The organism is Capnocytophaga sp. oral taxon 335 str. F0486 (assembly GCF_000277665.1).
Taxonomy (GTDB): domain Bacteria; phylum Bacteroidota; class Bacteroidia; order Flavobacteriales; family Flavobacteriaceae; genus Capnocytophaga; species Capnocytophaga ochracea.
The window spans coordinates 1-23,615 of the sequence record NZ_AKFR01000025.1 but is presented as its reverse complement, the minus strand read 5'-3'; the positions used below and the strand labels follow the sequence as shown (position 1 = coordinate 23,615).

The 23,615-nt window shown below is 39.3% G+C and carries 17 protein-coding genes; 5 read left to right on the top strand and 12 right to left on the bottom strand.

What is annotated here, in order from left to right; genetic code table 11:
• Window positions 1-16 precede the first annotated feature (16 nt).
• The 7 genes from proS to HMPREF1320_RS05515 all read right to left on the bottom strand — a co-directional run bounded on the left by proS (window position 17) and on the right by HMPREF1320_RS05515 (window position 9,658).
• On the bottom strand, window positions 17-1,495 hold the full coding sequence (proS, locus tag HMPREF1320_RS05545; protein ID WP_009417767.1) for a proline--tRNA ligase: 1,479 nt from the start codon (window positions 1,493-1,495) through the stop codon (window positions 17-19).
• 7 nt (window positions 1,496-1,502) lie between these two features.
• Window positions 1,503-3,161: a S41 family peptidase gene (locus tag HMPREF1320_RS05540; protein ID WP_009417769.1), complete on the bottom strand. Its 1,659-nt coding sequence runs from the start codon at window positions 3,159-3,161 to the stop codon at window positions 1,503-1,505.
• 9 nt (window positions 3,162-3,170) lie between these two features.
• Complete coding sequence (locus HMPREF1320_RS05535) at window positions 3,171-5,192, bottom strand: protein-disulfide reductase DsbD family protein (RefSeq protein WP_009417770.1); 2,022 nt, start codon at window positions 5,190-5,192, stop codon at window positions 3,171-3,173.
• Between the two features lie 89 nt (window positions 5,193-5,281).
• Window positions 5,282-6,496, bottom strand: a complete 1,215-nt coding sequence (locus HMPREF1320_RS05530; protein ID WP_034554217.1) for an RsmB/NOP family class I SAM-dependent RNA methyltransferase — start codon at window positions 6,494-6,496, stop codon at window positions 5,282-5,284.
• Between the two features lie 90 nt (window positions 6,497-6,586).
• On the bottom strand, window positions 6,587-8,203 hold the full coding sequence (locus HMPREF1320_RS05525) for an OmpP1/FadL family transporter (protein ID WP_009417764.1): 1,617 nt from the start codon (window positions 8,201-8,203) through the stop codon (window positions 6,587-6,589).
• A gap of 12 nt (window positions 8,204-8,215) precedes the next feature.
• Window positions 8,216-9,250: a hypothetical protein gene (locus HMPREF1320_RS05520; protein ID WP_034554224.1), complete on the bottom strand. Its 1,035-nt coding sequence runs from the start codon at window positions 9,248-9,250 to the stop codon at window positions 8,216-8,218.
• Between the two features lie 102 nt (window positions 9,251-9,352).
• A complete protein-coding gene (locus tag HMPREF1320_RS05515) occupies window positions 9,353-9,658 on the bottom strand; it encodes a DUF4286 family protein (protein WP_016478939.1) in 306 nt (101 codons plus the stop codon).
• A gap of 74 nt (window positions 9,659-9,732) precedes the next feature.
• Here HMPREF1320_RS05515 and HMPREF1320_RS05510 point away from each other — a divergent pair, with 74 nt between their 5' ends.
• Window positions 9,733-9,990: a hypothetical protein gene (locus HMPREF1320_RS05510; protein WP_009417777.1), complete on the top strand. Its 258-nt coding sequence runs from the start codon at window positions 9,733-9,735 to the stop codon at window positions 9,988-9,990.
• A gap of 59 nt (window positions 9,991-10,049) precedes the next feature.
• Here HMPREF1320_RS05510 and HMPREF1320_RS05505 read toward each other — a convergent pair whose 3' ends face one another.
• Genes HMPREF1320_RS05505 through purH form a run of 3 tightly spaced genes read right to left on the bottom strand, consistent with a single transcriptional unit; the run spans window position 10,050 to window position 13,585 of the window.
• Window positions 10,050-11,291, bottom strand: a complete 1,242-nt coding sequence (locus HMPREF1320_RS05505) for an MFS transporter (protein ID WP_009417780.1) — start codon at window positions 11,289-11,291, stop codon at window positions 10,050-10,052.
• Window position 11,292: 1 nt separating this feature from the next.
• Window positions 11,293-12,030 carry an MlaE family ABC transporter permease gene (locus HMPREF1320_RS05500; protein WP_009411747.1) on the bottom strand — a complete coding sequence of 246 codons (738 nt, stop codon included), beginning with the start codon at window positions 12,028-12,030 and terminating at the stop codon, window positions 11,293-11,295.
• A 22-nt stretch (window positions 12,031-12,052) separates the two neighbouring features.
• The gene (gene purH / locus HMPREF1320_RS05495) at window positions 12,053-13,585 is read right to left on the bottom strand and encodes a bifunctional phosphoribosylaminoimidazolecarboxamide formyltransferase/IMP cyclohydrolase (RefSeq protein ID WP_009417776.1); all 1,533 of its coding nucleotides are present in this window, start codon (window positions 13,583-13,585) and stop codon (window positions 12,053-12,055) included.
• 708 nt (window positions 13,586-14,293) lie between these two features.
• On the opposite strand from purH, the gene HMPREF1320_RS05490 reads away from it, so the two are divergent.
• The 4 genes from HMPREF1320_RS05490 to HMPREF1320_RS05475 all read left to right on the top strand — a co-directional run bounded on the left by HMPREF1320_RS05490 (window position 14,294) and on the right by HMPREF1320_RS05475 (window position 18,323).
• Window positions 14,294-15,541: an ABC transporter permease gene (locus tag HMPREF1320_RS05490; RefSeq protein WP_009417773.1), complete on the top strand. Its 1,248-nt coding sequence runs from the start codon at window positions 14,294-14,296 to the stop codon at window positions 15,539-15,541.
• 226 nt (window positions 15,542-15,767) lie between these two features.
• Window positions 15,768-16,691, top strand: a complete 924-nt coding sequence (locus HMPREF1320_RS05485; protein ID WP_009417782.1) for a tyrosine-type recombinase/integrase — start codon at window positions 15,768-15,770, stop codon at window positions 16,689-16,691.
• 32 nt (window positions 16,692-16,723) lie between these two features.
• Entirely contained in the window at window positions 16,724-17,014 is a 291-nt protein-coding gene (gene hpf, locus HMPREF1320_RS05480; protein WP_009417766.1) for a ribosome hibernation-promoting factor, HPF/YfiA family, read from the top strand.
• Between the two features lie 115 nt (window positions 17,015-17,129).
• Window positions 17,130-18,323 carry an OmpA family protein gene (locus tag HMPREF1320_RS05475; protein WP_009417781.1) on the top strand — a complete coding sequence of 398 codons (1,194 nt, stop codon included), beginning with the start codon at window positions 17,130-17,132 and terminating at the stop codon, window positions 18,321-18,323.
• A gap of 139 nt (window positions 18,324-18,462) precedes the next feature.
• Here the strand turns inward: HMPREF1320_RS05475 and ligA are convergent, their stop codons facing one another.
• Complete coding sequence (gene ligA, locus HMPREF1320_RS05470) at window positions 18,463-20,451, bottom strand: NAD-dependent DNA ligase LigA (RefSeq protein WP_009417771.1); 1,989 nt, start codon at window positions 20,449-20,451, stop codon at window positions 18,463-18,465.
• A 32-nt stretch (window positions 20,452-20,483) separates the two neighbouring features.
• Window positions 20,484-23,159 (bottom strand): putative LPS assembly protein LptD, encoded by a 2,676-nt coding sequence (locus tag HMPREF1320_RS05465; RefSeq protein WP_034554222.1) that lies wholly within the window; start codon window positions 23,157-23,159, stop codon window positions 20,484-20,486.
• Between the last annotated feature and the right edge of the window lie 456 nt (window positions 23,160-23,615).

Below are 23,615 nucleotides of genomic sequence, written 5' to 3'. Positions count from 1 at the left end.
TGGACTCATTTTATTTTTAATAAGCTTTAGCAAAAAGCACTCGTTTTTTTGAAGGCTTACCCGAGTAGATGCAATACCCAGACTCTTCCTTGATATCCAATGGTATACAACGTATCGTTGCTTTGGTCTCTTCTTTGATATGCTCTTCAGTTTCGGGAGTACCATCCCAGTGTGCTGAGAGGAAACCTCCTTTAGTTTCTAACAATTCCTTGAACTCGTCATAGCTATTTACCTCGGTAATATGAGTGTTGCGGTACTGTAATGCCTTGTTGTAGATATTCGCTTGTATATCCTCTAATAATTGCTGGATATATGCTACAATTTGGCTACCAGCTACTGTTTCTTTGGTAAGGGTATCGCGACGGGCTACTTCGAAGGTATTGTGCTCTATGTCGCGTTGCCCTACGGCTAAGCGCACGGGAACCCCTTTGAGTTCGTACTCGTGGAACTTAAAGCCAGGAGACTGTGTATCACGATCATCGAATTTTACGCTGATATTGTGTTTTTTGAGTTCTTCTATCAAAGGTTGTATGTGTGTGCGCACTTTCTCTAATTGTTCTGCTCCTTTGTAGATAGGCACGATTACCACTTGTATAGGAGCTAATCTAGGAGGCAATACCAAGCCATTGTCATCGCTGTGGGTCATAATCAAAGCACCCATTAAGCGGGTTGACACCCCCCAAGAGCTCGCCCACACATATTCTTGTTTACCTTCTTTGCTCACATATTTCACGTCAAAGGCTTTGGCGAAGTTCTGTCCTAAGAAGTGTGATGTTCCTGCTTGCAGTGCTTTTCCGTCTTGCATAAGGGCTTCTATACAGTAGGTATCGTCAGCCCCTGCAAAGCGTTCGCTTTCACTTTTTACACCCTTTATTACAGGCACAGCCATAAAATTCTCTACGAAGTTGGCATATACGTTCATCATCTTTTGAGCTTCTTCTATGGCTTCGGCTTTAGTGGCGTGAGCGGTGTGTCCTTCTTGCCACAAGAATTCCGCAGTGCGAAGAAATAGACGGGTGCGCATCTCCCAGCGCACAACATTCGCCCATTGGTTGATGAGTATAGGCAAATCACGATAAGACTGTATCCAGTTTTTGTAGGTGTTCCAAATAATCGCCTCTGAGGTAGGACGTACTATCAGCTCTTCTTCGAGTTTTGCTTCCGGGTCTACCATTAGTTTTCCTTTTTCATTAGGGTCAGCTTTAAGGCGATAGTGGGTTACTACGGCACATTCTTTAGCAAAACCTTCAGCATTCTTTTCCTCTGCTTCAAAATAACTTTTGGGTACAAATAAAGGAAAATAAGCATTGGTGTGACCAGTTTCTTTAAACATACGGTCGAGCTCTGCTTGCATTTTTTCCCAAATAGCATAGCCGTAAGGTTTGATTACCATACAGCCACGCACGCCTGAACTTTCGGCTAAATCGGCTTTTACAACCAATTCGTTATACCATTTAGAATAGTCTTCACTACGTGATGTTAAATTCTTGCTCATATATTTTTTAAACTCTTTTTATAGGTTTTTTGGCTTTTCTCCTTACCACTTTGGTAGGATTTTCAGTGCTATTTTTAGGGTGTTTTTGTTTGTAGTAGTGTAGACAGCTTTCTATGTAAAAATCTCCTTGATTCCTGATAAGCCCTGCTACATTATCGTTAAACCATATCTCAGCTAAGTTAGCTTTTAGATATTTTGATATATCATTGCTGTTTCGTTTGAAATCTATGTTGATTTTACGCTCTTTTAAAAACTTTGAAAAGGCGTTGAGCATTTCTTTGGGCACTTTGTATCCCCCTATGAAATAAGACTTTTGTGGCTTATGGTTTTGAGAAGGGTGACTATCTAAATATTCAAACAAAAAGAAGTTCGTAAGTCCTGAGTTTAGCACTTCATTTACCATATAGGTTTCCGGTTTCATATCTATCGGTACATATACATCAGGGTAGATACCACCACCACCATACACTACTTTTCCTTTAGGAGTTGTAAACTTTAAAGAATCGGGGACTGTAGCATTATCTATTTGGAAGCTTCTGCGCTGGTGACGCAAGTTGTAGGGCTTTTGTATAGAGCGTCCTGTTGGAGTGTAGTAGCGAGCGGTAGTAAGGCGTACTGCCGAACCATCAGGTAGAGGCATTTCGCTTTGTACTAATCCCTTGCCGAAAGTTCTACGCCCTACTATCACACCTCTATCGTTATCCTGTAAAGCCCCTGCTACAATTTCACTAGCTGAGGCACTATTTTCATTGACAAGTACAAATATAGGTTTATTTTCGAATAACCCACCAGCAGTAGAATAGGTTTCTTCTATTTCTTTGCGATTATTTTTGGTAAATACAATCATCTTATCCTTTGCTAAGAACTCATCGGCTATCTGAATTCCAACATTGAGAAAGCCACCAGAATTATTACGCAAATCTAGAATTAAACTGTTAATACCTTCTTTTTCCAAAGCTTTAAGTGCTGAGTCAAATTCGTCATTAGTAGTTTCGGCAAACCTATTCATACGTATATAGCCTAAAGTATCATTTACTTTGTAAAAACAATCAATGCTTTTAATAGGAATAAACTTTCGCTCAATACCTATTTTAAAAAGACTATCTTTACTTTTTCGGTAAATAGTTAAATCTACTTTTGACCCCATTTCTCCTTTGAGAATATTTTTGATTTTATCAGTATTTAAGCGTTTTTTAAACAAGGTATCTTTCCCTGCTATTAAAATACGGTCACCAAAACGAATACCTTTGTGCATTGCATCACTTCCCTCAATAGGTTTGATTACAGCAATGGTATCTTTGTACATATAAAAGCTAATACCCACACCTACGAACTTACCACTCATCGTTTCGGCTACCTCTTGGATATCACTTTTAGAGATATAAGTGGAGTGAGGATCTAACTTGCGCAAAATACTGTTTATTGTGAGGTCTACAATACTATCGGTATTTACTTTATCTACATAGTCCTCTTCTATATAATCGATAAGTCTGTTTAATTTCACTTTATAAGGATTCTCTTGCACCGTATCTATATCCGTAATAGGCATAGGTACAGGTGGAGGAGGCTTGGGAATGTAGAAATTCGCAAGTTGTCTTCCTAAAACAAGCCCTAATGCTAAACTTAAGCCTATAAATATGGGGAGTATGTAGTGTTTGTTTTTCATCAAATAATTTTATTTACCAAAGGCAGTAATCCCCTGTTTTATCCATTTGTAAAACTCATCTGGGTCATCGGTATCAAGGGTATATCCTATTGGGTCTACTAAGTTCTCTCCTTGGAGATTCATCAGCACGTAAAAGGGCTGTGTATTGGCTTTGTAATGGAGGGTTTGAAACTCACTCCATTTTTGTCCAATGGTTTTTATCATCTTGCCTTCTCTAATCTGTGAAGGTCTCACTTCGCTTTCGGATAGCGGACGTTTATCGTCTACGTACAACGAAATTAATACCACCTCATTTCTAAGAGCATCGAGCACTTGGGGGTTAGGCCATACGTTTTGTTCCATTTTACGGCAGTTTACACAAGACCAGCCTGTAAAGTCTAACAATATGGGTTTGTTCACTTGTTTGGCATAAGCTAATCCTTTTTCATAATCATCAAAAGTAACAATATTGTGAGGTTTGAACAAGTGCGCTCCTTCAGGAAGAGCACCTTCATCTACACTGGCACTACCTCCGTCAGCGGTATAGCCTACACCGTAAGGCGATTCGCTATAATGTTGCGGAGGAGGAAAAGCATTGATAAGGTTGAGTGGTGCCCCCCATAACCCCGGAATCATATAAACCGTAAAACTAAGAGTTAGTAAGCCTAATAGCAGGCGACCTACTGAAATACGGTCGGTGGCATCGTCGTGAGGCAAACGTATTTTTCCAAAAAGGTAGAGCGATAAGGCACCAAAAACTGCAATCCAAATAGCGATAAATACTTCGCGTTCTATCCAGTGGTATTGTAATACCAAATCAGCATTAGAAAGGAATTTGAATGCTAATGCCAATTCTAAAAATCCCAATACCACTTTCACGGTGTTCATCCAACCACCTGATTTAGGCAAGGAGTGCAACCAACCAGGGAAGGCTGCGAACAAGGCAAAAGGCAAGGCAATTGCCAATGAGAAGCCGAACATACCAATAATAGGAGCGATCCCCCCTTCGGAGGCAGCTTGTACTAACAAAGTACCTACAATAGGACCTGTACAAGAGAAAGATACTATTGCCAAAGCTAATGCCATAAAGAAAATCCCTATAAAACCACTGCGATCGGCTTGAGCATCTACTTTGGTACTCCACGAACTAGGCAAAGTAATTTCGAACGCTCCTAAAAATGAAATGGCAAATACTACCAATATTAAGAAAAAGATGAGGTTGAACCAGAAATTGCTTGCCAAAGCATTCAAAGCATCTGCACCAAAGATAGCAGTAATAGCTGAGCCCAACAACACGTAAATCACAATAATAGAAATACCATAGATTACAGCATTCTTCACTCCTTTAGCTTTAGTTTTGCTCTGTTTGGTAAAATAACTCACCGTCATAGGAATCATTGGGAATACACAAGGAGTGAGCAAGGCAGCAAAGCCAGAAAGAAAAGATATAAAGAATATTGTCCACAGACCTTGACGTGAGATAGGGATAGTAGTAGGAGCTTTTGTTGTTGTAGTTTGACTTACGATAGTTGTAGAAACTGTATTATTACTGTCGGTATTATTACCAAAAGTAAACTGAGGAGTTGCTACTTTGCTTGAAACAGGAATCCCCGAAAGGGAAAACTCTAAATCTACTGTGTCAGGAGGCAAACAGTTGCTATCGTCACAGCTCATAAACTCTACCGTTGCTTTTATAGAAGTTATAGGTTTTACTATTTTGATGCGTTGTTTGAATACAGCTTGATTGTGAAAATAAGCAATTTCCATATCAAAAACCTTGTCGTGCTTTTGTATAGGTTTACTTTCTTCGGTCTTACCCATAAGCTCGAAGTTTGTGCTTTTTTCAAAGGCAAAGGAGGTAGGAATAGGTCCTTTAGGCGGAATGTTTTGTGCATAGAGCTTCCACCCAGCCTCAATGGAAGCTGTTGCTACCAAATAATATTCGTTATCGCTGATTTTCTCAACCGTTGTTGTCCATTTTACAGGGTTGTGTATCTGAGCGTTTGCTATTGCAACAAGTACTACGAATATCAGTGTTATTATTTTCTTCATTCGTTATTGAGTTTATGAGTGATAAATTTTAGAGTGCAAAATTACAACAAAATAATGATATGTACAATTTTTAATGATTAGAGAAATCATTAATCATTAATAAGCCTTGCTATATAGAAACCATCATAACCCGATTGATGGGCAAAAATCACTTCCTCAGCTTCTAAGCGAAACTCTTTTCCTGCTTCTGAGGCTAAGAATTTTTCTATTTGTTGTTGGTTTTCACTAGGCAATATAGAACAAGTAGCATAGACAAGTTTGCCCCCTTTTTTTAGCAATTTACTGTACTGTTGTAAAATTTCCTGTTGAGTAGTGCGTATTTCGTCCAAGAATTTAGGTTGCAATTTCCATTTTGCATCTGGGTTACGGCGCAGTACGCCGAGTCCGCTACAAGGGGCATCAATGAGTACGCGGTCGAATGTGCCGTGCATACGTTTGAGCTGTTTGGGTTCTATGAGTTTAGTTTCTATGTTAAAAACCCCGTTACGTCGTGCCCTGCGTTTGAGCTCTTGCAATTTCTGTTCGTAGATATCCATCGCTATAATCTGACCTTTGTTTTGCATTAGGGTAGCGAGGTGTAAGGTTTTACCTCCTGCTCCAGCACAAGTGTCAATCATACGTTTCACCTTGTCGTCTATCTGCATAAAGGGTGCTACTTTTTGAGAGGAAGCATCTTGTACCTCAAACAGTCCATCGGCAAAGGCTTGGGTTTTAAAGATATTGTTGCGTTCTACTAACTGCAAAGCATCGGGGTAATCGCGCAAAGGATAAGTTTCTACTCCTTCTTGTCGCAAAAACTGTTGCAAGTGTTCCAAAGAAGTTTTAAGGGTATTCACCCGCAATACTACGGGAGCTAAACTGTTAAGAGCGTGCAATTCATCTGTCCACAACGTTTCTCCTAATTCTTGTGCACCCAAAGTATCTAACCAGTCGGGTACAGATTCACGTAGTTTTCTTACCTTAGAGAGTTCGTCGAACTTGCCTTTGATACGACGGGCAGGAGTATCTTCAAAGTAATTTCCCCAATCGGGCAAGGTGATACTTTTGAGGGTTGCCCATACGGCAAACATACGGCGTAGGTTATGCACTGTAAAGGGTTCGTACACTTCCGCAATCTCGGCATAAAGCCGTTTCCAACGCACAATGTCGTAAATGGTTTCGGCAATAAAAGCCCTATCGCGGGCGCCCCAACGCTTGTCTTTTTTCAGTTGTTTTTCTACTACCTTATCGGCGTATTGCCCTTCGTTGAAAATAAAGGTAAGTCCCTCTATCACGGCATCTACTAAGTTTCTGTGTAATTTCATTATACTAAAAATAAGACGGCGCATAGCACCGTCTCTTTTATTTTTTACTCACGTATCTATCTTCAAGCATTCGCTCGCTTTACCTTTTACCTAAAATAATTGTGCAGTAAAGGTAAACAAGAAGTTACCATAAGTTGATTTTATTTGAGCATTATCGGTAAGTATTGTTTCGTACATTTGGTATAGGTTTGTTTGTTTAGCGATGTCGTAAGACGCATCTAAACGAATACCTCCTAAAGTAACCCCTGCTCCAAACGAATAGCCAGTGAGGTCGCCTACCGTAGCCACCTTTTTGCGATATGGACTTTGCTCGTAACGATAACCTCCACGAAGGCTTATATAGTTAGTACTTGCTGGTTCATTCTTAAACATTTTGAAAGGAATACGGAATTCACCTCCTACGCGTAAGGTAGAAGTATCACCCAAATCATTTTGGATAATATTATTCTCACCTTCCATATTACTACTTCTAAACTTTAGATTGTTATAAGCTCTATAAGTATAATCTACACTTAGTATGGCTCTTTTCTTGATGATATAAGCTAAACTACCTGTCCACGCACTCGGAGTACGGAATTTATATTCACGTTCATACCAAATTTCATCTCCATAACGATTGATAAGCTCAACGTCTGAATCAAAAGTTCTAGTAGCAACACCTACAGTACCATACAACACTTGTCTGTACTCTTCTTTCATTCTATACCACGTAGGCGATTGATAGCTCATACCTAAACGCAAGTCATCTGTTATTTTTATAATAGCTCCTAACTGCAAAGAAAAACCATCTCCTGTGGTATTGATATATTGCTTATGGTTAGCATATCGCAAAAAAGGATTAGTGCCTTGAAAATTATCATCTTTTGCACTATAAAGAGCTTTTTCATTGATGTTATGAACATTCAAGTTTAATCCTAAGCCTATAAAGTCTCCCAACTGTGAAGCAAAATTAAAATTATATTTATTCACATAACCTGAACGATCTATCCTATAAGTTTGTAACCGTTCTCTATTATCTCCACTAGGATTATAAGCAATGTTAGTCGTAGAAGTAGCAGTAGGAGTGATAAGTTGAGCCATCATTCCTAAATAAGCCATTTGTGCAGCATACCCTTCTGTTTTTCCTAACTTAGCATAAAATTCGCCCACATCTCGTTGGTTACCTTCTGTCCCTGTTATACGATCAGGACCTCCTGAAAAAGTGCCATAACTAAACGGATTTCCGTTATTACCTTTTGTAGCATAGTACAAAAAATAATTATCTAATCCTTTATTATTGTAAGCAGAATATGAAAACTTATCATTATCAAATGTTTTTGCTAATTGATAATTAAATCCAAAACTCACTTTCTTAAAAGTAGCAGAAGCATCTGGTAAGAGAAACACAACTCCAAACTGATTCAGATTGAAGTCATTATTAGTCATTTTAGTATTTCTATTTAAAAAATTAATCTCTCTTTTCTGATTGTTGTTATTTAAAGAAAATGAGATTTCAGAACTGCTAAAGATAGAACTCGCCGCAGGATTGACATTGATAGCAGAAGGGTCGCCTCCCAAGGCTCCGAAAGCTCCACTCATCGCTTTAAAACGAGCTGTTCCTGTAAGCTCTTCTGTTGAGTAACGCAAGGCATCAGTATAATTCTGCGCTTGTACATTAGCTACAAAAAGAAAAGCTCCTAAAAGTAATATATGATTGATTTTTTTCATTTGTTAATATTTTTAATCACGATTAGAACTTCTGTATCCTCCTCCACTATTAGAGGAACTGCTACTGTTGTAGTTTCCTCCTGAATTACTATTGCTATAGTTAGAACTTCTGCCTGAATAGTTAGAATTATTAGACTCATAAGCTCTTCTTAATTCATAGCCTGAAGGAGCCCTATTATAATCATTGTTACGCCCTTGATTTTGGTAATTAGGACGACCTGCTTCATTGCTATAATTATTACCTTGTGTTTGAGAACGATTGTAAGAGCCTCTATTGTAATCACTATAACGATTAGGGTCGCCTCTGCGTTCATCATCTCTTATGATAGCTCTTCCTCTGCTTCCGCCATAGTAATCTCTACCATATGAACGATTGGGCTCATAATAGTAATCTCTTGGGCGATAATAGTCGTAATAATAGCCATATCCATAGTATGGGTATCCGTAATATCCATAATAAGGATAGCCATAGTAACCGTAGTAAGGATAGTAACCTCCGTGGTAACCACCCCAATAAGGGTCGTAGTAATTACCCCAGCCCCAACCTAAGGAAAAGCTCCAGCCAGAGCGATAAGGGCGATAGTAAGGGTAGTCGTAATAGCTATAATAAGGATACCAAGCTCCGTAGCCCCAATAGTTATTCCAGCCGTAATAAGGATTTATCCAACCGTTATTATACACATTTACATTCACTCGTGAAGGGTTACTGCCCCAACCTCCGTAAGAGGAGTTGCCTGTATAGGCATTGGAGCGATAGCTGTTCACATCGGTGAAATGTGTAAAACTACTATCAGTTTTTTGTTGATATTGTTGTGCTTTCTCACTGAAAAAATCCTTATATTTATTAGGGGTATAACGGTTTTCAGGAGGATAGTCATAACGTTCAGGATAGCTTTCTCTCTCCACGTATCTTACCCTTTCGGGTACAGGGTCGTTATAGATACCATCGGCATAGTAATAACCTACGCACGAGGTAAGAGCTAATGAGGCTACCAGACCTAAGGAGAGGTATCTCATCGTTTTTCTGAGGTTAAAATTCTTTTTCATCATCAATCGTTTTTAGTTAATAGTGTGTAATTAATGGTTTGTGGTCAATGGTTAGTGCTTAACGAATGTAAATCAATTTCTGTGCCAAAATCTATTTACTTCTCACTCTTCACTTTTTACTTCTTTTAGTTGGGTACCCCAAAAGAGAACCTTTTCGCCAAAAGTTTCAGCAGACTGTTGTAGGAGTTTAGGAATAGTGTGCTCAATGAAATGCAATAACTGGGCGGGTGAAGTAGTTTCGTGATGAATGGCATAGTGTTTTTCAGGTACGTTTAATACTTTAAACACTCGTACTCTCTCTATGGCTTTATTAGTGTTTATAGTAGGTAAATAAACGTTTTGTAGCCATTCTTGCCACTGGGTGAATACCTCATCGCTTATCACCACTGTTAAATTATATACATACATTACCCATTTATTTTTTGCAAAGATAATAAATAATTCATAACTTTGCAACCAATTTATAAATAAATTAAAAACGTATGGCAAGTATTCGCAATTTAAAAAAGGACATCAACTACGTGTTGGGTGATATTATTGATGCAGTGTATTTCACAGGAAAGATGCAAACAGAGGAAGGTAAAGCTCTTGTAACCGAAATTCTCAATGATTTCGATACGCTTATCGATAAAGTAGCCGATAAAACAGTGGAAAACAGAGGCGCTCACCTCAAACAAGTGAGAAGAGACTTTGAACAAAAAGCAGGGGCTCTTATCGAGAAACTCAACGCATTACCATAAGTTAGAAATACAGCTTAAACACTGAAAAAGTTTATTTGTAAGAGTATTGCAAAATACCCTTATGGGGTTGCTTGTGTTTGTTTTTGAGAAAGAGATACAGAAGATAAGTTTGGCAAAAAGTATGCAATAAGCCCCATCAAAGGTAAGAAAGAACATAGTTTATAAACGAAGTCAATACTGGTTATGTCTATCAATTTGCCTAATACTGCCGAAGCCAATCCGCCCATACCAAAAGCAAAACCGTAGAAAAAGCCTGAAATCATTCCTATTTTCTGGGGCAAAAGCTCTTGTGAATAGACTAAAATAGAGGCAAAAGCCGATGAGATGATAAACCCTATCAGCACGATGAGTACTGCCGTAGTGGTAGCATCGGCGTAAGGCAACCAAAGCGCAAAGGGGGCAGCCCCTAAGATTGAAAACCAAATAATAAATTTTCTTCCTACTTTATCACCTAAAAAACCTCCAATAAGTGAGCCCGCAGCTACTGCTCCTAAAAAGTAAAATAGGTATACCTGTGCCTCAGCATTACTAAATCCGAATTTTTTAATAGTATAAAACTGAAAATAATTGTTGATAGCTGCTGTATAGAAGTTCTTGGAGAATACTAACAACATCAATATAATCATAGAGTTGCGTATTTGTGCACGGGTGAGATTAGGCAACACTACAGGTTTTTTAGCTTTCTTTTTGAGCAATTTAAGCAGAATGCTACGCCATTTGCCTATGAGGAGCAGTATAAGCATTGCAAAGATAGAGAACCCTGCAAACCATATTAAATTGCCTTGATGACTTTCTTCTACGACTCGTCCGTCGATTACTTTTTTGCTGAACAATAGTAATATCACCAATAGAGGAGCTAAGGCTGTCCCAAAGTTACCACCCAACTGGAAGATAGCTTGTGCGAACGAGCGTCTGCCTCCTGAGGCTAAAAATGCTACTCTGGACGATTCGGGGTGGAATACCGATGAGCCTACCCCTATGAATACTACCGAGCACAGTATAGCTGTATAGCTACTCGCCAACGATAAACTCACGATTCCCATAGTGGTAAATGCCATTCCTAATACTTGTGAGTAGGGCTTAGGGTGCTTATCGGTATAATTGCCTACTAAGGGTTGCAATATAGAGGCTGAAAGTTGGTAACAGAGTGTAATAACTCCTACTTGCGCCATTGTGAGAGCATATTTGCTTTGCAGAGCAGGATAAATAGACGGAATGACCCCTTGAATGAGGTCATTGAGTCCGTGTGCTAAGGCGATAAGCAGTAAAATGCGATATTGTGGTTTGTTTTCTTGATACATTTTAAGCGTAGAACAACTGTGTGAGTACCGAGTTAGAAAGGATAATCACTATACTTGTCCATACAAACGAAACGGTACTCGCTTTCCCAACGTCCAGTGCACCTCCTTTCATATAATAGCCGTGATAGGACGGGATAGTAGCCAAGAAGAAGGCAAATACTATCGTTTTGGTGAAAGCGTATATCATACTATAAGGTTTGAAGTCGTATTGTACTCCTTGCACAAATTCGGCAGAGGTGGTATAACCACTCATCACCGCTGAAGCCCAGCCTCCTAATACGCCTAAGTACATACCTAAGGCGATGAGAAAAGGCATTAACATTAGGGCTACTATTTTTGGAAATACTAGATAATTCACTGAGTTTACTCCCATAATATCAAGAGCATCAATCTGTTCGGTTACGCGCATCGTACCTATACTGGAAGTGATAAACGACCCTATTTTTCCTGCCAAGATGATAGCTGTAAAGGTGGGGGCAAACTCCAATACAATAGATTGGCGAGTGGCGAAACCTATAAGGTATTTAGGAATAAAAGGGTTATCGATATTTAGGGCAGTTTGTACTGCTACTACTCCTCCTACAAAGAAAGAGATAAAAGTCACGATACCTATTGACCCAAATATTAAATCGTCTATCTCACGCAAGATAAGGTCTTTCATTATCGACCAGCGGGTACGTTTGCGAAAGACATCATAAAGCATTATAAAATAGCCTCCTACGGCTGCAATGTGTTTCATACGTTGTTTAAAAAGCGTTTATTTAGTGTTTAAAATGTCGTACTCCTGTGAATACCATTCCCATTTGGTGTGCATCGCAATAATCGATACTGGCTTGGTCTTTGATAGACCCCCCAGGTTGTATCACCGAGCGGATACCTTCGTTGTGAGCGATTTCTACACAATCGGGGAAGGGGAAGAAGGCATCGCTTGCCATTACTGCATCGTTGAGGTCAAACTGAAATTCTTTAGCCTTTTCAATAGCTTGTTTAAGAGCATCTACACGACTGGTTTGTCCTGTACCACTTGCAATGAGCTGTTTATTCTTTGCCAATACAATGGTATTCGATTTGGTATTCTTACATATTTTAGAAGCAAAGAAGAGGTCTTCGAGCACTTCAGCTGACGGTTTTACAGCAGTTACGTATTGTACATCTTCTATGCTATCGGTTTTGAGGTCTTTTTCTTGTACCAAATAACCGTTGAGACACGAGCGCACACTTGTTGTAGGCATTTTAGCTTTCTTCTGTACTAAAATAATACGATTTTTCTTCTGTTCGAGTATTTTTAGGGCTTCATCGCTGTAAGAAGGTGCAATGATTACCTCAAAAAACAGCGAGTGAATGGTTTCGGCAGTAGCTGAATCTATCTTAGTATTAGAGATGAGAATGCCACCAAAAGCTGATACGGGGTCGCCTGCGAGAGCATCTTTATATGCCTCGTGTATCGTTTTGCGAGTTGCTACGCCACAAGCATTGTTGTGTTTCAGTATGGCAAAAGTAGGGTCGTCACCTACAAATTCAGCCATTAAGTTTACGGCGGCATCTACATCTAACAAATTGTTATAAGAGAGCTCTTTGCCGTGTAGTTTATCGAAAAGGGCATCGAAATTACCGTAAAATTCTCCTTTTTGATGAGGATTTTCGCCGTAGCGTAATACTTGTCCGTCGCACTCGCTAATTGCTAAGGTAGGAATTTCTTCTGTTTGATTAAAATAGTTGAAGATAGCGGTATCGTAGTGTGAGGATACTCGGAAAGCCTTAGTAGCAAAGGAGTGGCGCTCTTCCAAAGTAGAGCTACCGTGCTGTTCGTTTAAGATGTACAAAAGGTCAGCATATTGGTTTACCGATGCCACACAAAGTACATCTTTATAGTTTTTGGCAGCTGCACGAATAAGCGAAATACCTCCTATATCTATCTTTTCAATAATCTCTTGCTCGCTGGCACCGCTGGTTACTGTTTTTTCGAAAGGATATAAGTCTACAATCACTATATCGATTTGAGGGATAGCGTATTGCTTCATTTCTTCAGTATCTTGTGCATTATCCTGACGGTTGAGGATACCTCCGAAGATTTTAGGGTGGAGCGTCTTGACACGTCCGCCGAAAATGGGAGGATAATCAGTAATAGATTCGACGGGAACTACCTCTACGCCTAATTTCTTGATAAAATCTTCAGTACCTCCTGTGGAGTAAATAGTAATTCCTAAGGTTTTCATTCTGTGAATGATAGGCTCTAATCCTGTTTTGTCGAAAACAGATATTAAGGCAGATTTAGCTTGTTTTGCAGTGCTCATTTGGAAAAAAAGGTTTTATTTAGGCTACAAAAATACTACTTTTTATCAATACCAAGCAAACAAAAGATTAAAAAAATGCTAATAATACCAGAAATTAGGAAATGAGAAAATTAGGAAATGAGAAAATGAGATGCGAGCTTGAGTTAGAGGAATGAGGCTGTGCCTCAGAAATTAAACAAATTTTAAACAAAATCAAGGCTACGCCTTGTAAACCAGCAGAGGGATTGTTAGTTTGAGATGAAAAAGCGATGTGTTGGGACTGTTAGGAGAATTCGGAAGGAAACGAAGATTTTCAGAAGGAGACTAGGAGGTCTTTTGATGAAAAAAGGGTATAAGAAGGGTGGGGTTAGCTTATAGAGAGCTTATAGGAAGCTTATACGAATCTTGGACGATTGGTATAGAAAGGATATATAAATAGTTGATTAATAATATGATACAATAGGGTTAAAAATGTTAAAAACAGGGTTTCGAGGCGAAAGAAAGAGGAATAGGCAATAGGCCTTAGGCCATAGGCACTAGGGGACATATGACGGAAAAGGTGGAGTGTAGTGACGGCAAAGATGAAAGTAATGTGGTGAAAACTTCTCGCTGGCTGTCTTCAAAAGGGGAATGTGGTGACGAAGAAGTGGAGGAAAGAAAAAAATATTTCGTATTTAATTAAAAAAATAATGTACATTTGCAAAAAAGAAATACAAGTATAACTGACCTATGTTTATTTATTTGCAGCTATTAAAGGAGAGTTTTAACTTCGCAATCAAATCGTTGCGAGACAATAAGCTCCGCACTTTCCTTTCGTTATTGGGTGTAACGGTGGGAATCTTCTCTATTATATCGGTATTAGCGGCGGTTGATTCACTGAATAGAAGTATTCAGGAGAGCCTTTCGGGGTTAGACAAGAATATGATAAACGTCTCTAAATTCTCTTTTGCTCCTACCGATGTACCCCGCTGGCAACGCTTGAACTTTCCGCAAGTTAGTTATCAGGAATACGAATTTATGAAGCGTGAAATACCTAATACTGAAGCTGTGGTGTATGAATTGTTTGGGGTATTTTCGACGATAAAATACAATGGCAAAACGATTCCGTCGCCTACTATACAATCTACTTCGGCAGGAGTTGAACAAATAAGTGATATTAGGATAGAAAAAGGTAGGTTTTACAACGAAGCTGAAGCTAATGCCGGTACTGCGGTAGTTATATTAGGGCATAATCTGGCTGAACAGCTTTTTGGTGAGGAAGACCCTATGAATAAAGAGATACGCATTTTTGGTCGCCGACTCACAGTTATTGGGGTACTGAAAAAATATGGCGAACTGGGGGGAGGTCCCGATGATAATGCTTATGTGCCAGCTAATTTCGTAAGAGGATTTATGAATACAGGTCCACAAGGGCTACCCAGTGGAGTAGTGTTAAAGCCTAAAAAAGGAGTAGATATGGCGGAGTATGAAGCGGTATTGCGCCAGAAATTCCGTGCTTATCGCGGACTCAAACCTGAGGATATAGATAACTTTTTTGTCAATAAAATATCGTCGTTTACTGATATGATAGACGAAACGATTAGTATGATGAATGTTGTGGGCTGGATTATAGGAGGCTTTTCAATCTTGGTAGGAGGCTTTGGTATTGCTAATATTATGTTTGTGAGTGTGAAAGAACGCACGAGTCTTATAGGCGTACAAAAGTCGTTAGGAGCTAAAAACCAATTTATCTTGTTTCAGTTTTTGTTTGAAGCGGTGCTTTTGGCTATCATCGGTGGACTTTTTGGGTTGTTCTTTGTGTGGTTACTAACCTTTATAATTCCGAGTAGTACTGATGGGTTTAACTTTGTGCTATCGTTTAAGAACGTAGCGATAGGCTTAGGAATCTCGTTTGTAGTAGGTTTGCTTTCGGGTATTATTCCTGCATCGTCGGCAGCACGGCTCAATCCTGTGGAAGCGATTAGAACCGGGCAGTAATGTAAAGAGATTTCGATATATTTAGGAAGAAAAGAAATTTTATAGGAAGAAAAAGAGAAATATAACTCTCTCATTTTCTACAAGTAAAAAAATAATTAACACTTCATCTTAAAATTTAACACTTTTTTTATGGAGTATGTCAAAAATATTTACTTATTTTGTAGCGAAGAAAGGTGAGAACCTTGCTTGAAAAACTGAGTTTACTAATCAACTAAATTTTTAACCTATGTCTATCAACGCCTTTATTATTTATCTTTCGATAGAGATGAAATATTCTGACCATACAGTTGAGGCTTATAAACACGACCTTAGGAGTTTTGAGAAGTTTATTAAGAGTCTATATGAGGAAAAAGAGGAAGATTGCTGTTTGGAACAAGCTGACCAAGAAGATATAAAGAAATGGATTATACACTTATCGGATGAAACTATTTCATTTAGGAGTATCAATAGGAAGTTATCGGCTTTAAAGACTTATTACAATTTCTTGAAAAAGACGAAACAGATAGAAATAAGTCCGTTTGAGAAAGGCATATTTTTATTGAAAACGGAGAAGAAGCACAAGTTGCCTTTTTCGGAAGCTGAGATTGAAAAGGTGTTGTCTTTTTTTTCATCGAAGGATTCATTTGATGAAGTGAGGAATAGGGCAGTGATTGAGACGCTTTATGCTACAGGTATACGTCGCTCAGAGTTGTCTGGACTGAAAGTAAGCGATGTGGATTTTGAGCAAAAACAAATAAAAGTGCTTGGGAAAGGTGATAAAGAGCGGTATATACCTGTTATTCCTGAGCTTGAAAACACTCTTAAAGAATATTTAGTTTTAAGAGAGGAGGTAAAGAATGAAAAAAGCCAGGATTATCTATTTTTAGTAAAGAATGGTAAAAAGATATATTCAACGCTGGTATACAGAATTATTAATTCGTATTTTAGTGTTGTAACAACAAAGAAAGATGTGAGTCCTCACGTATTGAGACACTCATTTGCGAGTCATTTGTTAGATAATGGAGCAGACCTTTATACTGTGAAGGAACTACTGGGGCATTCCAGCTTGGCTTCTACCCAAGTGTATACGAACACCAGCTTGGCTGAACTCAAAAAGCAGTATAAGAAAGCACACCCTCGGGCAAAAGGCAATAGCAATGAGGAAGAATAATTGAATTGTTAAACCTTAAATTTGTAAACATTATGAAAGTACACGTACACCCAGTTGATTTTACAGTCGACCAAAAATTAGTAGACTTTATTCAGAAAAAACTTGATAAGCTCGATAATTTTTACGATAGGATTATTGAAGCAGATGTGCATTTGAAGTTGGAAAATACCAATACCAAAGAAAATAAAATAGTAGAAGTGAAAGTACATATCCCAGGAGAAAGCCTTGTGGTAAAGAAACAGTTTAAGACTTTTGAAGAAGGGGTTGATAGTGCTATCACACCATTGGAAAGAATGTTATTAAAACACAAAAATAAGCATTAAAAAACTTATGCAATAGAGAAGAGCAGAAGTTTTAAAGTTTGTTAAAAACTTTTTGAATACAAAAAAAAGTTATATCTTTGCCCCAGTTTTTGTATAATTATATAATCAGAAAGTAATGAAAAGAAGCATTTTACTATTGGCTTCATTGGTTTTCTTTGGAGTCCAAGCACAACAGAATGACTATAACAAATGGTCTATTGATATAAATGGAGGGTTTAATAAACCTACCACTCCTTTTACAAGTAGGTATAGTACTAATACGCCTAATTTATGGAGCACAAATGCAGGTGTGCGCTATATGGCAAACAACAAGTTTGGGGTTCGCTTAGGCGGTGGTTACGACGTTTTTAAAAATGATGACGATACTCCTAATTTTGAATCTAGACTTTGGAATGTAAACCTACAAGGGGTAGCAAACCTTGCGAGTGTTCTTAGCTTTGAAGAATGGACAAGTGACTTAGGATTACTATTGCACGCAGGTTTTGGATATTCACAGCTTAATAGTGATTATATCTCTAAACCCGACCAAATAGCATTTCTTACAGTAGGTCTTACTCCTCAGCTGAGAATTTCTAACCGTATAGCCTTTTTGCTTGATGCCTCAATGTACATCAATAGCAAGCAACAGCTTACTTATGACACAAAATCAGCTAATGGACAACAAGGCTTCCAAGGAAACCACTTTACCCTTACTGCTGGTTTAAATATTGCTCTCGGTAAACACGGTAAACACGCCGATTGGGCAGCAGCTTCTAAAAAAGACGAATTAGAAGAAGTAGCTCAACGCGTAGCTAACCTTGAAAATAACGTTGCTGATTTGAAGAGCGAAGTGGCTAACAAGCAAAACAAAATGAACGATGCTAATGGCAACAACGTTCCTGATGAAATTGAAAGCTACTTAAACGATAATTATAAAGCAAAAGATAAAGTAGGTGAAAACGGAGAAGTAAAAGATGATGATGTAGCTGCTGACCTCATCAGAAAAGGTTATATCAATGCTTACTTCGATTTTAATTCATCTAAACCACAGATATCATCTTCTTGGGCTGTAGATTTTGTAGCTAAGTATATGAAATCTAATCCTAATGCACACATTAATATTAATGGTTACGCTGATGAATTAGGAGGTACTCAGTACAACCAAACTTTATCACAAAAACGTGCTGATGCTGTGAAAGATTTGCTTGTGAAAGCAGGTATTGATGGCTCTCGTATCACTGCCGAAGGAAAAGGCGTAGATGCAAGTGTTGATAAGAACTCTTCAAGAGCACGTCAGTTAGCTCGTAAAACAACTTTTGAATTGAAATAGTAAGTATAATCAATTTAGAAAAATAATGACAAATGCCCCCAAAAGTTAGTACTTTTGGGGGCATTGCTTTTTATGAGAAGGATTATTTATTTTAACAAACAAAGAGAAGACTATAGCATAAAAGGATATGCAACTCTACTTACAAAATCATTGCATTAAATTCTTCTTCACTAATCATCTTCACACCTAATTGCTCGGCTTTTTCTTTCTTACTTGGTCCCATATTATCGCCTACTATCACGTAATTAGTTTTAGAAGAGATAGACGACCCTACTTTACCTCCGTGTTGTTCAATAAGGGCTTTGAGTTCCTCCCGTGAATACAAGTGAAAGACCCCAGAGACCACAAAGGTAAGCCCTTTGAGAGTATCAGTTTGACCTTCGGTGGCTTGTTCATTAATCGAAAACTGCAAGCCATAGCCTTTGAGCCTATCGATGAGTTGACGGTTGTAGTCATCAGCGAAGAAGTTTACTATACTGCTAGCTATTTGGTTTCCTATTTCATCTACTTCCACCAACTGTTCGATAGTGGCATTTTCTAGGGCTTCAATCGTTGTGTAGTGGCGTGCCAGCTTCTTGGCAACAGTCTCACCTACATACCTAATCCCCAAAGCAAAAAGCACGCGTTCAAAAGGTATTTCTTTTGATTTCTGAATACCTTTAACAATATTCTCAGCACTCTTTTGTGCCATACGCTCTAAGGGGAGCAATTTCTCTACGGTTACCTCGTAAAGGTCAGCATAAGTATGGATAATACCGGCACGGAAGAGTTGTTCTACCGTCTCTTCACCCAAGCCTTCTATATCCATTGCTTTGCGTGAGATAAAATGCTGAATCTTACCCGTAATCTGGGGCGGACAGCTATAAGTATTAGGACAGTAGTGTTGCGCTTCGCCTTCGTTGCGCACCAACTCGGTACCACATTCAGGGCAATGGGTGATATATTGCACGGGCTGAGCATCTGCCTCGCGCTTATCTAAGTTCACGCCTACAATTTTAGGGATAATCTCTCCGCCTTTTTCTACATATACCGAGTCGCCTATGCGAATATCGAGCTTTTCAATCTGGTCAGCATTATGCAATGAAGCGCGTTTTACTACGGTTCCCGCTAGTAACACGGGTTTGAGATTTGCCACCGGAGTAATAGCTCCAGTACGTCCCACTTGGTAGGAAATACTCTCTAAAACAGTGTCTACTTGTTCTGCTTTGAACTTGTAAGCCATTGCCCAACGCGGTGATTTTGAAGTATACCCCAACTCTTCTTGCTGGGCAATACTATCTACCTTTACCACTACTCCATCAGTTTCATAAGGCAAAGTGTGGCGTTTGGTATCCCATTCGTTGATAAAATCCATCACTTCGGCAGTAGAATGGCACAATTTGGAAATATTAGGTACTTTAAAGCCCCATTCACGCGCTTTTTCTAAACTCTCAAACTGACTCTTTATACCTGTGTTCCCTACCAAAAAGTACAACAAGCAATCCAAACCTCGTTTAGCAACCTCGGCAGTATCTTGCAATTTGAGACTACCGCTAGCGGTGTTACGAGGGTTCATAAAAGGGTCTTCGCCAGCTGCAACGCGTTCCTTATTGAGGTCTTCAAAGGCTTTTTTAGGCATTACTATCTCTCCGCGAATGTAAAAACGCTCAGGGTAATCGCCTTTTAGTTGCAAGGGTACTGAACGAATCGTACGCACATTGGCGGTAATATCGTCACCTTGAATACCATCACCACGAGTAGTAGCTTGTTTAAGCTTGCCGTTTTCGTACAACAAATCTATAGAAGCACCGTCGTATTTCAGTTCGCAAGTAAAGTTAATTTGGTCACTGCCCAACGTCTTGATAATGCGCTGTTCCCATTCCTCTAAGTCTTCCTTAGAATAAGAGTTATCTAACGAGTACATACGGTATTCGTGTACTACGGTTGGAAAACTTTTAGTAACAGAACCTCCCACGCGTACAGTAGGCGAATTCTCATCGTAAAACTCTGGGTATGCTTGCTCTAAGGCTTGTAGTTCTTTGAGCTTTTGGTCGAACTCATAATCCGAAATCGTAGGATTGTCCAGCACATAGTAGTTATAATTGTGCTCATTGAGTTCCTTCCGAAGTTGTTGTATCTTTTCTTTCATAATTTTCCTTGTTACCTTTTACCTCTTACCTTTTACCTTAAGACCCTATCCGGCTCTTTGTTCTTCTCCCATTTTAGGTCTGAAAGCATTGAGGCTTTGATGCCGATAAAGAAATACCACGAACTGCGATAACCGAACGGAGTAAACTGAAAACTCATACGGAAACTGCTCAAATCGCGCTCAAAACGTAATTGGGTATAGGTGAATCCTTGGTTTACAAAATCATAACCGCTCGAAACTCCTACCTGCCATTTGGGCGTGAGCGATACGTTCCCTGAGAACATTAGTGAGTTGTTGGATATCTTATTTTCGCGTGCTTGGTTGCTATAAGTAAGCGAGTGGGCTAAGGTTATGTCCCAAGGGATAACTGCCTTGTAAAAAGTCTTCTTCTCTTCTTTATCCTCGCCTTCTTTGCGGTTCTTATCCATATCCTGCACTTCGCTTAGTGGTTTCGACGACCCAAAGAGGTCATCAGTACGTCCTCCCGCTACGTTACCCGTCTGTTTGTCTTTATTCTTGTCTTTTTTATCTTTGTTCGAGAATGAATAGTTGGTAGAAATATTGGCATTAGTAAGTCTAAAAAGGCTACCGCCGTTGTCTATATTCCATTTCTCCATTTGTCGTCCGTTGTTGTCTATTGCATAAGGGTTCAGTGTTGCCCCGAAGTTCACCCCGAGCTTCCCGTTGAAGAACGAAGTACCCCCCGTAATGTTCAGCGGACTAAATTGCTTGGTAATCACGTTGTAGTTAGAACTGAAATTGAGACTATTCAAGAGCATTACCTTTTTCGGCTCAGCATCAGTGCTATCTTTTTGTTTCACTTTGGCTTCAAAGGTGTTTGCCAATGAGAACCCTATCGATTGCGACTCACCCAAACTTGGCGTACCGTAGATACCCCCCTCAAAACGGGTGTATTGTGAGCGGTTGCCATAAGCGTCTGAAATGTAATAATCGTAATACTGGTCAAAAGAAGGATTATAACCATAACTCACCGAGGGTCGCATTACGTGGCGAATAGCTTGTATTTTAGCGTTCTTGCCAAAACGGAAAGTACCGTAGATAGTCGTACCGAGACTCGCCCCGAGGTTGTACGTCATAAAACGGTCAAAACCACTGAGGGTGTCAATGCCTACCTTGCCCGTATTGCTATTGAAGTCCTTACGGCGAATTGTCTTAAATTGCCACGTCTCGTTTAATGAAGAGTTCAACCCTAAGGTAACGTATTTAAATAGCTTAGCAGTTGTACTCACCGGTATAGAGTGTCGCACTCCGTTTCTCGCCTCGTCAAACATTTTTTTAGTAAAGAACAAACTGTCATAGGTCGAAAAACGGTTATCAGCTTGCATACTGTACTGGAAATTCAAACTCTTGATAAGTCCTTTCTTCGTTTGTCCTTCACGGGCAAAAGGATAAATGCGCTCCATACTTGCACGCATCGAAGGGAGTGTCATATCAATACTTTTGGTATTCGTATTTTGTGAATGCGATGCCGATAGCGATAAGTTAATCGAAGGATACGCTGGGAACGTCTTGGAGTACGAGATAGACGACATCATCGTGTTGTTCAAAAAGTTCGACGTGTTCGCTTGATTGTAGGATTCTTGGTAATATCTACTGTTGCTCGATAGGTTCACCGAAGCCGAAAAGTTGGAATTAGGGTTGGCTTTACCGTCTTTGGAATGCGACCACTGGATATTGTACATACGGCTACCTGAATAGTCAGGTAAGCCCTTCATACTGTATATGTTATTCTCAAATGAAAGATTGAAGTTCCCTGAATACTTGTAGCGCTTCACATAAGCCGATTGTGCCCTAAGCCCATAGCTACCATTGGTATAATAGTCACCTGTAAGCGAAAGGTCAAAATTGTCGCTAATTACAAAGTAATAACCTATGTTCTGCAAGAAATAACCACGGTTATTCACTTCTCCAAAGGTAGGGAAGATAAGCCCCGAAGTGCGTCCCGATACCATAGGGTAATAAGCAAACGGAATAGCCAAAGGCGTAGGAATATCCACGATATACATATTGCTAAATCCTGCGATAACCTTCTTCTTAGGCACGAACTTCGCTTTGCGCACTCTGATGTAATAATCAGGGTCGTCGAGGTCTTCGGCAGTAGTGATAATCGCGTTTCTCATAAAGTAAGTAGAGTCATTCTCCTTCTTGATGATTTCGCCTTTTATGTTGTTTTCGTCCTGCTTGGTATAAGCATTGCGGATAATCGCCTTCTGGTTGCGGTAATTAAAACGTATCGAATCAGGCTCTATCACATCACTACCTTGTTTAAATACAGGGTGTTGGGTATATTCTCCCACGCTGTCTTTTAGGCGTCCGGCATACACTTCGCCTTTCTCATAGTTAATCACGTCTATTCCCGCAGTGATGTCAATATCAGTATATTGCACATTAGTTTCGTTGTACAAGATGATTTCGTTCTTCACCTTGTTGAACACAATACTGTCCTTAGCCTTGTATTTCACGATGTCTTCCAAGGCATTCTTAGGTTTTTTAATCGTATCGTTTTTAAGGGAATCTTTAGCTTTCTCCGAAGGTTTCTTACGCTTAATACGTCGCCCACGGCGGTCGTTTTTAGGCTCTACAGTATCTTTTTTGATAGTATCGCGCACTGCCCACGGAGTTGTATAGTGAAAACTACCCGACTTAAAGGCGAATGATTCCGCATACCAAAGACAGGAGCTTACCACTAATAAGCTGATAATGAAAGTGAGTTGACGTTTATAATGTAACAAAGTTCTTTCTGTATAGTTTTATTGAGGGGTCAAAAATACAACTTTTTTTTGAATTAACTGCTATCTACGAAAAAATCAACTCCCAAAACACAAGATTTTACAAACAATAGCCCTTCATTATAACATTGCCACATTCCCCTTTTTTTCTTTGTGTCGTTACGCCGGAGATACCTGAAAAGTCTCAAAATCGCTTTTGCATCGCAAACTTTTCCAAAAGTTGGAATTTTAGTAAAGTTGAAATCTCCTCCACATTCCCTTCATCTTTGCCGTCACTACACTCCACCTTTTCCGTCATACTCCCCCCTATTGCCTATGCCCTAAGACCCCACACCACCCCATTCTCTCATTTCCAAATTTGCTAATTCTCTAATTATTGTCACGTCCTAAAAAAGGTTGTCATAATTAATTATT

What these genes read in the sequence shown, in the direction of transcription:
- HMPREF1320_RS05505 (WP_009417780.1), bottom strand. Translation starts at nt 11,291, where the DNA reads ATGTATCAAGAAAACAAACCACAATATCGCATTTTACTGCTTATCGCC.
- HMPREF1320_RS05530 (WP_034554217.1), bottom strand. Translation starts at nt 6,496, where the DNA reads ATGAAATTACACAGAAACTTAGTAGATGCCGTGATAGAGGGACTTACC.
- HMPREF1320_RS05475 (WP_009417781.1), top strand. Translation starts at nt 17,130, where the DNA reads ATGAAAAGAAGCATTTTACTATTGGCTTCATTGGTTTTCTTTGGAGTC.
- HMPREF1320_RS05525 (WP_009417764.1), bottom strand. Translation starts at nt 8,203, where the DNA reads ATGAAAAAAATCAATCATATATTACTTTTAGGAGCTTTTCTTTTTGTA.
- proS (WP_009417767.1), bottom strand. Translation starts at nt 1,495, where the DNA reads ATGAGCAAGAATTTAACATCACGTAGTGAAGACTATTCTAAATGGTAT.
- HMPREF1320_RS05515 (WP_016478939.1), bottom strand. Translation starts at nt 9,658, where the DNA reads ATGTATGTATATAATTTAACAGTGGTGATAAGCGATGAGGTATTCACC.
- HMPREF1320_RS05520 (WP_034554224.1), bottom strand. Translation starts at nt 9,250, where the DNA reads ATGAAAAAGAATTTTAACCTCAGAAAAACGATGAGATACCTCTCCTTA.
- HMPREF1320_RS05540 (WP_009417769.1), bottom strand. Translation starts at nt 3,161, where the DNA reads ATGAAAAACAAACACTACATACTCCCCATATTTATAGGCTTAAGTTTA.
- hpf (WP_009417766.1), top strand. Translation starts at nt 16,724, where the DNA reads ATGAAAGTACACGTACACCCAGTTGATTTTACAGTCGACCAAAAATTA.
- HMPREF1320_RS05500 (WP_009411747.1), bottom strand. Translation starts at nt 12,030, where the DNA reads ATGAAACACATTGCAGCCGTAGGAGGCTATTTTATAATGCTTTATGAT.
- purH (WP_009417776.1), bottom strand. Translation starts at nt 13,585, where the DNA reads ATGAGCACTGCAAAACAAGCTAAATCTGCCTTAATATCTGTTTTCGAC.
- HMPREF1320_RS05485 (WP_009417782.1), top strand. Translation starts at nt 15,768, where the DNA reads ATGTCTATCAACGCCTTTATTATTTATCTTTCGATAGAGATGAAATAT.
- ligA (WP_009417771.1), bottom strand. Translation starts at nt 20,451, where the DNA reads ATGAAAGAAAAGATACAACAACTTCGGAAGGAACTCAATGAGCACAAT.
- HMPREF1320_RS05490 (WP_009417773.1), top strand. Translation starts at nt 14,294, where the DNA reads ATGTTTATTTATTTGCAGCTATTAAAGGAGAGTTTTAACTTCGCAATC.
- HMPREF1320_RS05510 (WP_009417777.1), top strand. Translation starts at nt 9,733, where the DNA reads ATGGCAAGTATTCGCAATTTAAAAAAGGACATCAACTACGTGTTGGGT.
- HMPREF1320_RS05535 (WP_009417770.1), bottom strand. Translation starts at nt 5,192, where the DNA reads ATGAAGAAAATAATAACACTGATATTCGTAGTACTTGTTGCAATAGCA.